Source organism: Pararobbsia alpina (assembly GCF_902859895.1).
GTDB classification, from domain to species: domain Bacteria; phylum Pseudomonadota; class Gammaproteobacteria; order Burkholderiales; family Burkholderiaceae; genus Pararobbsia; species Pararobbsia alpina.
The window spans coordinates 38,007-52,566 of the sequence record NZ_CADIKM010000012.1 but is presented as its reverse complement, the minus strand read 5'-3'; the positions used below and the strand labels follow the sequence as shown (position 1 = coordinate 52,566).

Below are 14,560 nucleotides of genomic sequence, written 5' to 3'. Positions count from 1 at the left end.
GTACTAATCTAGCACACGACTGCTAACGAACGACGACAGACACAACGGAGGGGAAAATGACGACGACGCACATGACCGGGTCCCGTGAAGCGTGGTTGGCAGCTCGGCTCGAGCTGCTCGAGGCGGAGAAGGAGCTTACGCGGCGCAGCGACGAGTTGGCACGGCAACGTCAGGCGCTGCCGTGGGTCCGCGTCGACAAGGCCTACCGATTCGAGACTGATGAAGGGAATGTTTCGCTGGCAGACCTCTTCAGAGGGCGTTCGCAACTCCTCATCTACCACTTCATGTTCGGGCCTGACTACGTGGCGGGGTGCCCGTCGTGCTCGAACATTGCGGACGGCTTCGACGGCTTCGTCGTCCACCTGGCACACCACGACGTGACGCTTTCGGCGGTGTCGCGAGCGCCGTTCGCGAAGCTGCAGGCGTACAGGCAGCGAATGGGGTGGACGTTTCCCTGGGCGTCCTCGATCGGCGGCGAATTCAACTTCGACTTCAACGTCTCGTTCACCGAGGAGCAACAACGCGGGGCAGCCATCGAATACAACTACCGGCGGGGCGGCCACGCAATGGACGCGACAAAGGTCCCGGAGGCCGTCGCCCGGTTCGCGGCCGAATGCGGAACCGACGCGCTCACCTTCTCGCGCGACAGACCCGGCATGAGCGCGTTCGTGCTCGAGGACGGTGTCGTCCACCACACCTATTCCACCTATGCGCGCGGACTGGACGGCCTCTGGGGCATGTACCAATGGCTCGATCGCGCCCCCAGGGGGCGCAACGAGACGGGCCTCTGGTGGCGCCGCCACGATCAGTACGACAAGCGCTGAGCCCGATCATGGGTGACGCTCGCGCAACCCGGGCGACGGGAGATCTCACGTATGGACTCTGAGGACCTACCCCACCGAGCCTTCGTCGGCGTCTCGGCGCTGCTCTTCGTTGCCAGCACGACAGGGACCATCGTCTGGCGCGCGTCGATGTCGGCGATGAGCGAGATGCTGATGCCGGGCGGCTGGACGATGTCGATGACGTGGATGCGGATGCCTGGACAGACGTGGCCCGGCGCTGCGGCGTCATTCCTCGGCATGTGGATCGTGATGATGGTAGCGATGATGCTGCCATCCCTGGTGCCCATGCTTTGGCGATACCGGCAGTCCGTCGGCAGGACAGGCGAGACGCGTCTGGATCGGCTGACCGCGCTGGTTGGTTTGGGGTACTTCTTGGTGTGGACTGCGTTCGGCATGGCCGCCTTTGCGCTGGGTGTCGCGACGGCGGCGATCGAGATGCAATTGCCGACGCTGGCGCGCGCCGTTCCGATCGCGGTCGGTGGGGTCGTCCTGATCGCCGGCGCGCTCCAGTTCACTCCATGGAAGGCCCATCACCTTGCCTGTTGCAGGGAGGCACCAGGGCGCGGCCGTACCTTGCCGGCGGACGCCGGCACGGCCTGGCGACACGGCTTGCGCCTCGGCCTTCACTGCAGCTACTCCTGTGCCGGCCTGACGGCGATCCTCCTCGTCATCGGCGTCATGGACCTGCGCGTGATGGCCGTCGTGACGACAGCCATCACCGTCGAACGTCTCGCACCCGCCGGTGAGCGCGTCGCGCGAGCCATCGGAGTCGTCGTCATCGCCGTCGGCGCAGGGTTGCTGTACGTACGTTGACTCAAGTGGGCATGCCCCCCCCCCGCCGGCATGATCGCGCCACTGACGCTATGCTATGGGTTTCGTCGACTCGAGGACCCCCTCATGAAACAAACATCAGGATCCATCATCACCTTTCGCCGCCCCGACGGCCAGGACGTCCAGGGCTATCTGGCAAAACCCGAGAAGCTCGAGGGCGCACCCGCCATCGTCGTGATTCAGGAATGGTGGGGGTTGAACGACCAGATCCGCGGCGTGGCGGACCGGCTTGCGCAGTCCGGTTATCTGGCGTTGGTGCCCGATCTGTTCCGCGGAAAAACGACGGTCGAAGAGGCAGAAGCGAACCATTTCCTGAACGAGCTCGACTTTGGCGACGCGGCTGGTCAGGATATTCGCGGCGCCGTGCAGTATCTGAAGCAGCAGTCGGAGCGGGTCGCCGTGACCGGCTTCTGCATGGGCGGTGCGCTCACGTTGCTGGCGCTATGCAACATCCCGGAGGTATCGGCCGGAGTCGTGTGGTACGGCCTTCCGCCGCTCGAGTACATTGACGCATCGAAGATCAAGGTTCCGGTGCTCGGTCACTGGGCCACGCAGGATGCGTTCTTTACGGCTGACTCGGTTGACGCACTGGAAGCCAAATTGACCGGGGCGAATGTCGACCTCGAGTTTCACCGCTACCTTGCCTACCATGCATTCGCGAATGAAACGGCAGTGGGGCCCGGCCGTATCTCCAGGACCCAGTTCGATCCGGCCTGGTCGCAGCTGGCATGGGACCGCACGCTGACCTTCCTGGGTCGTACGCTGTGGACGCAACAAGGCTGATTCCGAAATAGTGAGACAAGCGGGCCGCTTGCGGTGTCCCTTGCCAAGATGGGCATCGGGGCGCCGCCAGCGGTCCGCACCAAACGATCGCGGCTTGGAGATTCAATGTTGAAAGAGGATCAGCCAAACAGCGAGTGCAAAGAGTGTTGTGAGCGTGGGATAGACCACCACAGATGGCCCCAACCGGTGGCTATATTGGGTACGCTCCAGAACTATGTAGGCGACGATAGTAAGAGCGACGCCCGCCACGATGCAGAACAGCCAATCCGGGAAGTAGGCACCGAGCACGCTAATGGAGGGTGACGTACTGGCACATCCTGCTGTCAGGACCGCCGCAACTGCGGCAACGCTAAACGCGCGTATCGCTTCCCTTCTGAAGACCGGCATGTAGAAGTCGCTCCAAAGGAAAGGGCTCCCGGCCTGGGGAGCGCTGGCGGCCCCTCACGCGCCATTGCCTCCCGCGCTATCCGATACTCGCAATGCGGCGATGGCGGCAACCAGCAGCTTTGCGTCGTGCTCGCGAAGAGATGCGTCCACGGCGCGAAATGCCTCTTCGAGTTCCTTGCGCCCGGTCCGGGTCGAGCCACCGTTGTCGACAATCAGTCCGGCTTCTTTTTTTAATCGTTTCATGAGCCTCGCAGCGCAGCGGCTATCGAGTGTACCGTCGTCTACAAACGCGTTGATTTGTACTGCCAACGCCGTTACCGATGCTTCGGTGCTTTGATTGAGGTTCTCGGTTTCATCAGAGGAAAATATCTGGCTCATTGCATGTCTCCGATAACGTCCGCTCGAATTGCGCGCAGGTTCAATGTGGCTGGGAAGAGAACCTGGCAGACCTGCTTTATCGAGACATTGTATTCCAGTAGCCGTGTGCTTCGACTCGCTTCAAACGGGTTTTTTGTCGGAGTTCGTCAAGACGGATGAGCGGATGAGTGGACACGTTCGACTGCTTAGCAATGCATATTTTCACCAGACCAATCGAGAGTTTCCCCACTCGCGCGCCGCTTGCGCAGACATCATCAGTACGATCGGAATGCGCTTAGCAGGATCCTTTCTCCCCACCGAACGCACAACGATGAAGTGTCAGCTCACTTCCAGGGCACACGCCAAGCGTGCGCTACTGGACGACGAGGTGAACACGAACGTCTTGATGGCTCTCGACCGGTTTGCCGTTCTCGGTGGCGGGGAAAAAACGCCAGTTGTGCAGCGACGCGAGCAACAACTGATTCAGACGCGGCTGTTGCGTCGGCTGCAGAAGTTCGACATCGACGGAGCCGTCCGGGTGAATCGTGAAGCGCGCAAGCGCAATGGCGTGATACGCGGCTTCGCGCAAGTCGTCCGGAATTTCCGGCAGTGGCTGCGTGATTGCACGAGCGCCCGTATGGCCGCTACCGTTGGCGGCGAGATCGGTTGCGGCCGGTGAGCGATTAGTGGCGCTGGCCGATGACGTATCCGATACAGGCGGCGCGGTAGGCACGGGCGAAGGCGCAGCGGAAGGCTCCGCAATGGGCGAAGGTGTTGCAGGCGGCGCCACAGGGGTGGCAGCGTGCTGGGACGGTTCTTCGTGCACGGGAGTTGAATGATGCACCGCCGGCGGTGTGGCATGCTTGACGTTCGCCGCAGGTGTCGAATGCGCCAGCTGTGCCGGTGCCGGTGCCGGTGGCGATGCCGGTGCCGGTGCCGGCGTGCTTGCGCGCGGCGCGGGCGCTATTTCAACGAGTTGCGCGTCGAGGGGCGGGGGCGGCGGCGTGATCTCAGGCGTGACGAGCAGACCTCCGATGACCACGAGCGCTGCGCACCACAATCCGAATGCGACGGCCGTCGCAATGGCGATGCGTGTTCTCGGTTCGTCCAGCAAGGCGACGTTGCTGCGGCGGCCAACGTTACTCATGGTGAACGGCGATCAGGAAGTGCTGTACGCCAGCTTTCCGTGCTTCGAGCATCGCCTTGACCACCACGCCGTGCGACGCGGCGTCGTCGGCGGCAACCACCAGATTGCCGTCGGGCTTCAGCAACGGCCGCAGATCGCCCGCCAGCGCCGCGAGTTGCACCGGCTGCCGGTTGACGAAGATGGCATTGGTGCGCGTGACGGTAAGGGTAAGCGGTGTGTCCAGATTGAGCTGTTGCGCCTGGCCGCCCGGCAGTTCGATTTTCATCGAATCAAGCCGCTGCATCGACAGCGATGCGAGCATGAAGGTCGCAAGCAAAAAGAACATTACGTCGATCATCGGGATGATTTCGATCTTCCCGCGCCGAGCCTGTCTTGAGCGTTTCAGTTTCACGTGCGCGGCCCTTGCGCATGCTCAGCGAGCCGCAATGGCGCTGGCCCTTCCGCGCGCTCCCGGTCAAACCGGCGTCGCGCCGCTTCTTCCGGATCTTCCTGATCAAGTCGGAGCTGCCCGATCAGCCGTGTGCCGACCCGCTCGAAGTGATCGAGCAGCTCGCCGACTCGCCGGGAAAAATAGTTGAACGCAAAGAGCGCGACAAGAGCGATCACCAGGCCGATCGCAGTCGCGATCAGCGCTTGCGCAACACCGCCCGTCACGCCGGTCGGGTTCACGACGCCCTGCCCGCCGATCAGCCGGAACGAGTGCATCATGCCGATGATCGTGCCGAGCAGTCCCAGCAGCGGCGCGGCCGTCACGATGGTTTCGAGCAACCACAGCCCGCGGTTCAGCGCGCGCTCGATATGCTGCGCGGCAGTCTCCGCACGTGACTCGATCCACCAGATCGGTGCATTGCCGCCGTCGAGAATCGGCGCGGCGAAGCTGCGCAGCGCATGGCGCTCGGACAGCGCCGCGATCTGTGCGCGTGTCTGCGCAAAATCGACGGCGGGCGCTTCGATCAGTTGGTCGATGCGGGCTGGGATTCGCGCGAAGCGGTGGAGCGTATAGGCCTTGTCGAGGATGATCGCAAGGCCGGCCACCGCGAGAAAGGTCAAGGGGTAGATGACCCATCCGCCCAGGCGCACGGCGAGAAACAGTTCAGAAAAATCGTTCATAGTGTCGTGACTTCCTGCTCACGCGGCGGTACGCCGCGTGAGCGGTTTAAAAGTATTTCGTGACGCCCGCATAAAACGCGCGTGTCGGTCCGAACTGCGCGGCACCCACGCCAATTCCGGAACCATCGCGCAATTCGTAGGTACGATTGAGCAGATTGACCACGACCAGGCGTCCGTCGAATTTGCCGAGGTAGGAAGTGTCGAAGTGATGAATGACCGCGAGATCCAGCACCGTATAGAACGGCACATGGTCAGTATTCGCAAAGCCGCTGCGCAGACCGCTGCCGAAGACGTCGTCGGCGGTGTAGGTGGTGCGCGCATAGGTGTACGCAATGCCCGCCGAACCGGTGAGCAACTGGTCGTGGTCGAGATTGACGGGATGGCTGGCGATGTATGCAAGTTCGTCGGGTGTGAAATTGAACTGGCCTGAGATGATGTTCTGGCCTGTTGCGTGGCTGAGCGCCAGGTTCGCGTACGCGGAGAAATGGTCGTCCTTGTAGTTGCCGGTCAATTCGACGCCATAGTCGTGGCCGCTCGCATAGTTAAACGGCGTATTGATCAGCGCGGTGCCGAACTGTCCTTCGTCGAGCAGATCGTTCGACTGCTTGTAATAAGCATCGACGCCTACTGTGATGGCGGAGTTGACGCGCTGGGTTACGCCGATGTCGTAGTAGTTGCTGCGCTCCGGCTCCACCGGCGAGTTTTGCGGACTCGCAGACTGGTTGGTCGTGTTGTTGAACTGCGCGACCGTGGTCGGTGCGAGCAGTTCGAGCGGAGGGGGCGTGAAGTACCGCGCATAGCCCGCGTGCAGCGTGGTACTCGGTGTCGCCTTGTACACGAGGCCGATGCGCGGGCTCAACTGGCTGGCGTTGACGACCTCGTTCATCATGTCGAAGCGCAATCCATAGTTGAGGATAAGCTTGTCGCTCAGCTTCCACTCGTCCTGCACATAGATGCCGAAGAGCCGGCCGATCGTCGTGCTGGCGCTGTTGATCGTCTCAGGCGTGAAGGAACTCTGGACGCCGTTGGTCGTCTGGAAGACCGACACGCTGTCGTTGGCGACCGCGCTGTCCTGTTCGAAATACACGCCGGCGCGCAGCGTGTGTGAACCGTTCAGCCGGTAGGTGGTATCGCCCTGCAATCCATTGGCCCAATTGCTGCGAAAGTCTTGCGAGGCAACGCCGTTATAGAGCAGGTCGCCAATCGGGTCGCCGTTGAACTGCGTGCGCGTATAGCGCGTGAAGTAAGCGAGCTGGTAGTCGAGCTTGTCGCCGTCCGTCCCCTGCAACGCGACGGTCGCGAAGTTGGTGAGCTCGCTTTGGGTTTCGTTGAGGTCCGCCGAATTGATATTGGGCTGGCCGCTGAGCATGAAGCTGGGCGTCTGGCCCGGTGTATTCGGGATCTCGAACTGGTTGCTCGCGGTGCCAAAGACGACGCTGACCCGGGTAAGCGGGTTGATCAGGTACGACATGTAGCCGAAGGCATTGCCTTGTCGAGTGTGGTCGTGCAGCGGTGAGCCGTCCGACGTCGGCGCTTCGATGCCGAGGTCGTTGACGCCGGCCGTACCGCTGAAGAAGTAAGTCAGCGCACCCTCGGTGCCGTACACGTTGCCACTCGTCTGTGCGGTGCCGTGGCTGCCACCGTACACGTCTATCGTTCCGCCATTGCCCGCATCGCCCGACTTGGTTGTGATGTCGACGATGCCCGCGGTCCGTAGCCCGTATTCTGCAGGGAGTGCGCCGGTCAGCAAGTCCACCTGGTCGATGATGCGGGTATCGAATGATTGGCCGAAGCCGGTGATCGGCTCCGGAATCATGATGCCGTTTATCCGGTACTGCAGGTTCGCATGTTCGCCGCGCACATGAACCTGGCCGTATGAATCCTGCGCGACGCCGGGCGCTTGCAGCAGGACCTGGTTAAGCGGCGTCGCATCGCCTTGCGGCATGTTTTGGATGTCGGTATCGGTGATCCGGTACACACTGCTGCCGGTTTCCGGCGACAGTCCGTTGCGCGCCTGGTCCAGGCGCTGGGCACTGACCTGCACGTCTATCGCGTCGCTTTTCGTGAGCGCGACAGTAACGGAACTTGTCGTTTCGGGGCTGGTGGTGGCCACGCTGCTCCCGCTAGCAAAACCCGTTGCGGTGACAACAACGGCATACGTTCCCGGCGCAATGTTCTGCATGGAAAAATGCCCGCCTGCGTCGGTTTTTGTTGTTTCTGCCGACGCCCCGGTGGCAGTTTGAAGGACCACGCTGGCGTCCGCTACGGGCTTGCCGAGACTATCCGTGACGAAGCCGCCGACCGAGCCGTTGCCCGGTGCCGCCCAGACATGGCTCGCCATTGTTTGCGCGAAGAATAGGAGCGCGGCCTGAGAGAAGAGTGTGCGATGTTTCATCGATTGTGTCGTTATTGAATAGGTTGCATCGCACTACGCGGTCAATCTCGCGCGCAATCGCGCTCACTTGTCCTTGTTCCAAGCGGTGCCATAGGGCGACCTTGCTTCTATGTCACCGCGTGCAGGGATGGGTAGCTTTTGACCGGGAGGCTGTGAAATGCACTACAGGACTGTTATGTTATAACATCTTCATCAAGAAATAAAACAGCTTTGTGCTTCTTGCTACGCTAGGTCACAAGGTTGGGCGGGACCATTCCACGCTCTGCGCATTGCGCGCAGGCTGGATGTCGACGACGGCAGGCAGGCATGTATCGATAAGAGTGCAGTGTGTCGCACCCGGCATGTTTACCGCTGCCTTACGAAGAAACCCATCTTGGCGGTGAATGTTCGTCTCCACCGGCATGGTCGTATCAGCTGCGACAGCGGCAGCAAAGAACAAGCATTTTCATTTTTCGAATGCCTCCCTGAGTTCTTCATGCAGTGGCTCAGTTCGGCGGATTTCCCATTCGAGCGCGTCGACTCGATTGCGTCTAAATCAACGGTGAATGAGCTCGAGCCAATCTTGCTTTATGCAGTCAACGCGCCTATTTTCATTATCACGACAGCGCGCGCCACAAGCGGACTTGGCTCACTGCGATTTATCGCCGAAGGCCCGCCACCGACGAAAACATGCTGACGATCGAGTGGCGCACTATACAAACCTCCTGATCGAGTGGGGAACCATGCTAAACGCCGACTTGCTCCACAGCGTCTTTCCCAAGTGCAAGGACCCGGACGCCTGGGCGGCGGCGCTCAACCCGGCATTGCAGAAGTACTCTATCAACTCCGTCGACCGGGTAGCGAGCTTCCTCGCGCAAACAGGATACGAGTCCGGCCAATACAATCAGCTGGAGGAAAATCTCCAGTATTCGACCGCTGCAAGACTCGTGAAGGTGTGGCCGAAGCGCTTTCCGAACGTGGACGTTGCGTCCGCCTATGTCAACAACCCCGAGAAGCTTGCCGATCTGGTTTATGCAGATCGCATGGGTAACGGTAACGCGCAAAGCGGCGATGGTTACCGCTATCGCGGAAGGGGACTCATTCAGCTAACCGGGCGCAGCAACTATTCGGCGGCGGCCAACGCAATCGGAATCGATCTGACAAATAAGCCCGATTTGCTGCTTCAGCCACAAGCCGCAGCCATGAGTGCCGCCTGGTTCTGGCAGACGCGCGGCTTGAACGAGCTTGCGGATGACCGCACCGACGACAACGATCTCACGGATTTCACTGAGATCACTCGGCGTATCAACGGCGGCACCATGGGCGTTATGGATCGGTTCGAGCTTTTCAAGAAGGTCTACGCGCAGTTGCACTGACACGGCTTCAAGCGGCGCCGCGATGCATGCGTGCCCCAAGATTCGTCGCAGCACGCTTGCCATGCACGAAAAGGCAAGTTAAGCGTTGCTCGGGCGCCGTCAGGCATAGCTCCCTTCGTCAACGGACCGGGGGAAAACGCCGCCAGTCCAAAGTTATGCTGCGCTGCGAACTCAAGCCGTACGGATCGCAATTCTGACCGACGGAATGGCAACGATGCGCCGCGAATTGCCGGATAGAACACTGGACGATGCATCGGACCTGAGGGAAATGAAACTTCGACTACTTGTCGAGTGCGAGCGGCTTCTCCGTATAGAGGAATCCAAAGACTTCGATGTCGTTGCCGATGTTGACGCTTACAGCAACGTCTCCGTGACCTAAGCGGAGAACGCCACGTGAGCCCGCACGTGAATACTCTCACGAAGAGGTAAGCGAACCATGGATACTTCTACCAAAACTGAAGATTCAAATTCGTTCGACGAGCTTATTTATAAGCGGGAGTTGAACGAGGTCTACCTACTGCTTGATTTCATCTCCGGTCGACCGGAGGTGCATATTGGTGGCTTGGATCTGAAGATATCCAAGGGATCAACGGACGAAGTGTTAAGCACGTTTGATGCAGTCCTGCACATCTGCAAGCTCGGATATCCTCCGGATCCCCTTCCTCTGAATCGAGCGGCTGACGCAGCACTTCTCCTATTAGTCAAGGACAAGCTCAGTTCGCTTGCGTATCCGGCGCGAGGCATGACCATTGCTTACACCTATTGCTTCATCGAGCCCGCAGGCTCTTTGATGTTTCCCAACATAGGCAAACGCGAACTTAAAACGGAGGATGGCAAACGTCAAACTCGGATTTCGATTGCGCGAGAGGCCTATCCAGGGCTATATCTAAGCGCGAGACGTTTTCGGACATTACACAAGCGCATGACGGGTGGCAGCGTCTTTTTAACTTTTATTGCCGCTGCGCTATTGTGGATGGTCGCATATGGTGTTCAGGTTACTGCGCGTTTTGAGGATGATCGGAAGCGTGACGCCGACGTGACAGCAAAGATCTACGCAGAGGTCAACGTGCAGGACGCTGCGTTGCAGTCACGCCCCCAGAGCCAGTTGAGCGCGGAAAAACGATGCCGAGACGAGATCGCCGCGCAAAGCAACGAAGTGGCTCTCCTGTGCAATGAGTGGTCCTACGTTCAGGCCCGGTACGCAAAAACGATCGCTGATGCCTGCACGTTTGCTACACACCTTCCATCAAGCCTGCTGATGCTTCCGTTCCCTTCCGAGGTCGGGCGTGAAAGACTGGGTTGCCGAAGGAGACCCGAGGGCGCAACCTCAAGTGGACAGTCGGACCGTAGCAACGATGCGGAGCCGGACGCCTATGCCGCGCAGGAGGATATTCAGTCGATTACTTTGGTTTTGTCTACTTACTCGAACTATGTGCTACCGATCTTGTTTGGCCTGGTGGGTACGGCCGCATCCATGATTCGATCCGTTGGAGACAAGATTAGAGATTGTGTCTTGGCGCCGCGGGATGAAGCGCTCGCATTTGTGCGTCTTCCCCTGGGTTTGATGGCTGGTGTCGCGGTCGGTCTGTTCTTCAGTCCGACTTCGGTGGCACAGAGCATCAGCTCCGGCGCGGCGAGTACGCTCACGATCACAGCCTCTGGTGTCGCGTTCCTTGCAGGGTATGGTTCCGAAGGCTTCTTCCGATTGGTTGATATGCTGATCGATCACATCTTCAGTTTCGGCCGCAACGGCAACACCACGCCCGTCAAGTAGGATTGCTCGCTTTTCAGAGACAGTTGCGTTTCGATCATCCCCTCTCAATATGCAAGCAGGGGGCTGCATATGAACTCATCGACGGATCTCGACACTGCACAATTTCGCGCTGATTTTCGCCGCACTGGGTGACGAGACGCGCCTACGCCTCGTCACCCAGTGCGCCCGAATTCAGTTGACGAACGGCAGCTTGCTGTCGCGTGCGGCCGCAAGCACCGAAACGGTGATCTTGCGCACTTCCTGTTTGCTCCAGGTGACATGAGCGCGCAGCAGGATGGTGGCTTTGGCAAGCTTGCCTTGCTCGAGCAGGTTGAGCATGGTGGAATGCTCATCATAGGTCGCGCTGGTGCGATGCGGCTTGAAAAAATCCAGTCGGCGTACGATGCGGATGCGCTCAGTCACCTCGTTATGCACGCGCAGCATCTCGGCATTGCCCGTTGCGGCCACCAGCGAGCGGTGAAAGTCCTCGTCCATCTCGAACATCGTCAGGGGATCGCTTTCCCGCAGTTCGGGCGCCACGCACCAGACGGCTTTCAGCGCATCGATGGCATCGTGCTTCGCGGCACTGCTGGCCAGCCGTTCGATGGCCGCCACCTCGAGCACGATGCGCAGATCGTACAGCTGGTCCAACTGATCGAAGTTGATGGCCGAGACTTTCCAGCCGCGCCTGAAGCCCACCTCGAGGTAGCCTTCGCGCAGCAGACGGAACAGCCCATCGCGCATAGGTGTGCGCGACACACCGTAGTGCTGGGCGATGTCGTTTTCCGAAAAGCGATCTCCTGGGAAAAGACTAAAGTTGAAGATGTCCTGCTTGAGCCGCTGGTACACCTGCTCCGCAAGCGGATTGGCGGCGTTCGTCGCCTTCGCGACGGTATCCGGATCCGCCGGCGGCTTCGCGCGGCGTAGCCCCGTCATCGCTCAGCCTTCATAGGTCCGTTCAGGCGCAGGAAACCCGCACGAGGTCCCATCCGTGACGCGTACTTCGCTCTCCCATGGCAACCGGTAGGCACCGCGCACCATGTCCTGCATGAAGGTGTACGGGCAGTCCATCGCACCACCCTTGACCGCCACATATCCGCGGTGCCCGAACTGGTAGATGTTGTTCTCGACGCCCCAGTGAATCCGTGCTTCCCGGACCAGGTCGGGACGCATCTCGCACGTGATGATTTCATCCGGACGATGACTGCCCTCGACCATGATGGTCCCGTCGAAGTCGCAGAACATGCCTTCGCCCATCGAATCGAAGGTGCCGTCGCTGCCGCACAGACAGACACTCGCGGTCTGCGCGAGATTCTGAAACGCATTCGACTGATTCGTGATGCGCCAAGCGTGACGGATCGGCGCGGTGTAACCGGCCGTGCGGATGATGATCTCCGCACCCTTGTATGCGGCTTCGCGCGCCATCTCGGGAAACATGCCGTCGTGACAGATGATCAGCGACAGCACGGCCCCCTTCGGCCCCGTGCAGACAGGCACGCCGATATTACCGGGCTCCCACGGTTCGACCGGCACCCACGGGTGCAGCTTGCGATAGAAGAGCTGGATCTCACCCTTGTCGTCGATGATGAGACCGCTGTTGTACGGATTGCCCCCGGGATTGCGCTCCATGATCGAGAAGCAGCCCCAGATGCGATGCTCGACGCACGCGGCCTTGAAGGCCGCGACTTCGGGTCCATCGAGGCTGCACATGATCGCGTCGTCGGTACACATCGACAGGCCGTGCAATGCATATTCCGGAAAGACCACCAGGTCCGTCGCGGGATTGTTGCGCCTCGCCTTGCCGACCAGCTCGACGATCCGCTGCGTCTGCGCGGCGAGCTGCGCCGGCGTCTCCACAACGGGGTTCTGCAACTGGACAAGCCCTATCACGATACCGCTAGGCGACTTGTTCAGTCCGCCAAATCCACTTGAACTCATCCTTCAGACTCCTGCGTGCAAAGGTTCCAGAATTGGAGGTTGTACTTCGATCTCTTCGGTGTGGCCGGCCATGTGCCGGCCGAGCAGCGCGCGATCGGCGGCGTCCGCCGAGGTCTCGAACACGAGCCGGCCTTCGGCGATCACCGCGATGCGGTCCGCGAGCTCGAGCAGCTCGTCGAGGTCTTCACTGACGAGGAGCACGGCGGCCCCGGCGTCGCGTGCCGCGAGAATGCGTGCATGAATGTCCGCGACGGATGCGAAGTCGAGGCCGAACACCGGGTTCGCGACGATCAGCACATCCACTTCCTGGCCCAGTTCGCGCGCCAGCACGGCGCGCTGCACGTTGCCGCCGGACAGCGTGCCGATGGCCCGCTCCGGAAGTGGCGGTCTGACATTGAAATCGACGATCAGCCGGGCTGCGCGATCGTGCATCGCACGGCGGTCGAGCCACCAGCCACCACGGCGAAGCGGTGCACGATCGAAGTCGCGCAGCGCAAGATTTTCCGCGACGCTCATGCTGGCCACGCATGCATTGCGTAACGGTTCTTCGGGAAGCGCGAAAACGCGCAGGCGCGTCATTTCTTCGCGTGTCGCATGATAGGTTTCGCCCAGCACCTGCATCTGCCCTTCATGCACACGACGCTGGCCGACGAGCGCCTCGATCAGCTCCTTCTGGCCATTGCCGGAGACACCGGCGAGCCCCAGTATCTCGCCGGAACGCACGGCCAGCGACGCGTCGCGCACGGCCGTGTGCCCGCGATCGTCGACGATGGAAATGTTCGACAGCTGCAGCCGCACCGGCGCGTCGGCGTCGAGCGGGCGGCGCGCAGGCCGCTCGGCCTTCATCTCGGCGATCACGGACGCGTCGCTTACGGCGCTTCCTTCATGTACCGCGGCCGTCCCCATCATCCACCCTGCGAGCTGGTCGCGATGGGTATTCGCCACGGCGCTCGTTCCCACCTGACGGCCCTTGCGCAGGACAGTGACATGGTCCGCGTAGGCCATCACTTCCCTGAACTTGTGGGTGATCATCAGCACCGTAAGCTCGCCGCGCGATGTCAGGTCGCGCATCAGCCCCAGCACCTCGTCGGCCTCCTGCGGCGTGAGGACGGAGGTGGGCTCGTCGAGGATGAGAAAGCGTTGGCGCAGGTAGAGTTGCTTGAGTATCTCCAGCTTCTGCTTCTCGCCCGCCGCGAGGCCCGCCACGGGCGCGTCGAGCGGCAAACGAAACGGCATGCGCTTCATGAAGGCCTCGAGCGCGGCGCGTTCGCTTTTCCAGTTGACCTTCCACGGCAACCGGCCACGCGCGAGCAGCAGATTCTCTTCGACCGACAAACCCGCCGCCAGCGTGAAATGCTGATACACCATGCCGATGCCGAGCGCCTGCGCATCGCGCGGCGAGGCGATCCGCACTTCCCTGTTGTTCGCGACGATGTTGCCGCTATCGAGCACGCCATACCCCACGAGCCCCTTGACGAGCGTGCTCTTGCCCGCGCCGTTCTCACCGAGCAGCGCGTGGATCGTGCCCGGATGGACCTTGATCGTTACGTCGTCGAGCGCGCGGAACGCGCCGAAGCTCTTGCTCGCGCCAACCACTTCGATGCCAAGTCCATGAGGAGCCGTTGTCATGATGAACGTCCTGTAGTGAGCAGCGCGGTATGG

Annotated in this window: 15 protein-coding genes; 6 read left to right on the top strand and 9 right to left on the bottom strand. The window is 60.9% G+C overall.

Annotated features, from left to right (window positions below; genetic code table 11):
• Positions 1-56 precede the first annotated feature (56 nt).
• From HV670_RS14440 to HV670_RS14430, 3 genes are all read left to right on the top strand, one after another.
• Entirely contained in the window at positions 57-824 is a 768-nt protein-coding gene (locus HV670_RS14440) for a DUF899 domain-containing protein (RefSeq protein ID WP_175105476.1), read from the top strand.
• A gap of 51 nt (positions 825-875) precedes the next feature.
• Positions 876-1,655 (top strand): DUF2182 domain-containing protein, encoded by a 780-nt coding sequence (locus HV670_RS14435; RefSeq protein WP_175105475.1) that lies wholly within the window; start codon positions 876-878, stop codon positions 1,653-1,655.
• Positions 1,656-1,739: 84 nt separating this feature from the next.
• Entirely contained in the window at positions 1,740-2,456 is a 717-nt protein-coding gene (locus tag HV670_RS14430) for a dienelactone hydrolase family protein (RefSeq protein ID WP_175105474.1), read from the top strand.
• Between the two features lie 102 nt (positions 2,457-2,558).
• Here HV670_RS14430 and HV670_RS14425 read toward each other — a convergent pair whose 3' ends face one another.
• The 6 genes from HV670_RS14425 to HV670_RS14400 all read right to left on the bottom strand — a co-directional run bounded on the left by HV670_RS14425 (position 2,559) and on the right by HV670_RS14400 (position 7,852).
• Positions 2,559-2,843: a YtcA family lipoprotein gene (locus HV670_RS14425; RefSeq protein WP_175105473.1), complete on the bottom strand. Its 285-nt coding sequence runs from the start codon at positions 2,841-2,843 to the stop codon at positions 2,559-2,561.
• Positions 2,844-2,897: 54 nt separating this feature from the next.
• Positions 2,898-3,221: a hypothetical protein gene (locus HV670_RS14420; protein WP_175105472.1), complete on the bottom strand. Its 324-nt coding sequence runs from the start codon at positions 3,219-3,221 to the stop codon at positions 2,898-2,900.
• A gap of 352 nt (positions 3,222-3,573) precedes the next feature.
• A complete protein-coding gene (locus HV670_RS14415) occupies positions 3,574-4,347 on the bottom strand; it encodes an energy transducer TonB (protein WP_175105471.1) in 774 nt (257 codons plus the stop codon).
• Positions 4,340-4,738, bottom strand: a complete 399-nt coding sequence (locus HV670_RS14410; RefSeq protein ID WP_175105470.1) for an ExbD/TolR family protein — start codon at positions 4,736-4,738, stop codon at positions 4,340-4,342. The genes HV670_RS14415 and HV670_RS14410 overlap by 8 nt, the downstream gene beginning before the upstream one ends.
• Complete coding sequence (locus tag HV670_RS14405) at positions 4,735-5,457, bottom strand: MotA/TolQ/ExbB proton channel family protein (protein WP_175105469.1); 723 nt, start codon at positions 5,455-5,457, stop codon at positions 4,735-4,737. The genes HV670_RS14410 and HV670_RS14405 overlap by 4 nt, the downstream gene beginning before the upstream one ends.
• A gap of 46 nt (positions 5,458-5,503) precedes the next feature.
• A complete protein-coding gene (locus HV670_RS14400) occupies positions 5,504-7,852 on the bottom strand; it encodes a TonB-dependent receptor (RefSeq protein ID WP_175105468.1) in 2,349 nt (782 codons plus the stop codon).
• Between the two features lie 373 nt (positions 7,853-8,225).
• Here HV670_RS14400 and HV670_RS14395 point away from each other — a divergent pair, with 373 nt between their 5' ends.
• The 3 genes from HV670_RS14395 (at position 8,226) to HV670_RS14385 (ending at position 10,981) form a co-directional block, all read left to right on the top strand.
• On the top strand, positions 8,226-8,528 hold the full coding sequence (locus HV670_RS14395) for a hypothetical protein (protein WP_175105467.1): 303 nt from the start codon (positions 8,226-8,228) through the stop codon (positions 8,526-8,528).
• Between the two features lie 46 nt (positions 8,529-8,574).
• Positions 8,575-9,207 (top strand): glycoside hydrolase family 19 protein, encoded by a 633-nt coding sequence (locus tag HV670_RS14390; RefSeq protein WP_175105466.1) that lies wholly within the window; start codon positions 8,575-8,577, stop codon positions 9,205-9,207.
• Between the two features lie 436 nt (positions 9,208-9,643).
• Positions 9,644-10,981 (top strand): hypothetical protein, encoded by a 1,338-nt coding sequence (locus tag HV670_RS14385; protein ID WP_175105465.1) that lies wholly within the window; start codon positions 9,644-9,646, stop codon positions 10,979-10,981.
• Between the two features lie 171 nt (positions 10,982-11,152).
• Here the strand turns inward: HV670_RS14385 and HV670_RS14380 are convergent, their stop codons facing one another.
• Genes HV670_RS14380 through HV670_RS14370 form a run of 3 tightly spaced genes read right to left on the bottom strand, consistent with a single transcriptional unit; the run spans position 11,153 to position 14,527 of the window.
• Entirely contained in the window at positions 11,153-11,896 is a 744-nt protein-coding gene (locus HV670_RS14380) for a GntR family transcriptional regulator (protein ID WP_175105464.1), read from the bottom strand.
• Positions 11,897-11,899: 3 nt separating this feature from the next.
• Positions 11,900-12,898, bottom strand: a complete 999-nt coding sequence (locus HV670_RS14375) for a formamidase (protein ID WP_175105463.1) — start codon at positions 12,896-12,898, stop codon at positions 11,900-11,902.
• A 3-nt stretch (positions 12,899-12,901) separates the two neighbouring features.
• A complete protein-coding gene (locus HV670_RS14370; RefSeq protein ID WP_175105462.1) occupies positions 12,902-14,527 on the bottom strand; it encodes an ABC transporter ATP-binding protein in 1,626 nt (541 codons plus the stop codon).
• Between the last annotated feature and the right edge of the window lie 33 nt (positions 14,528-14,560).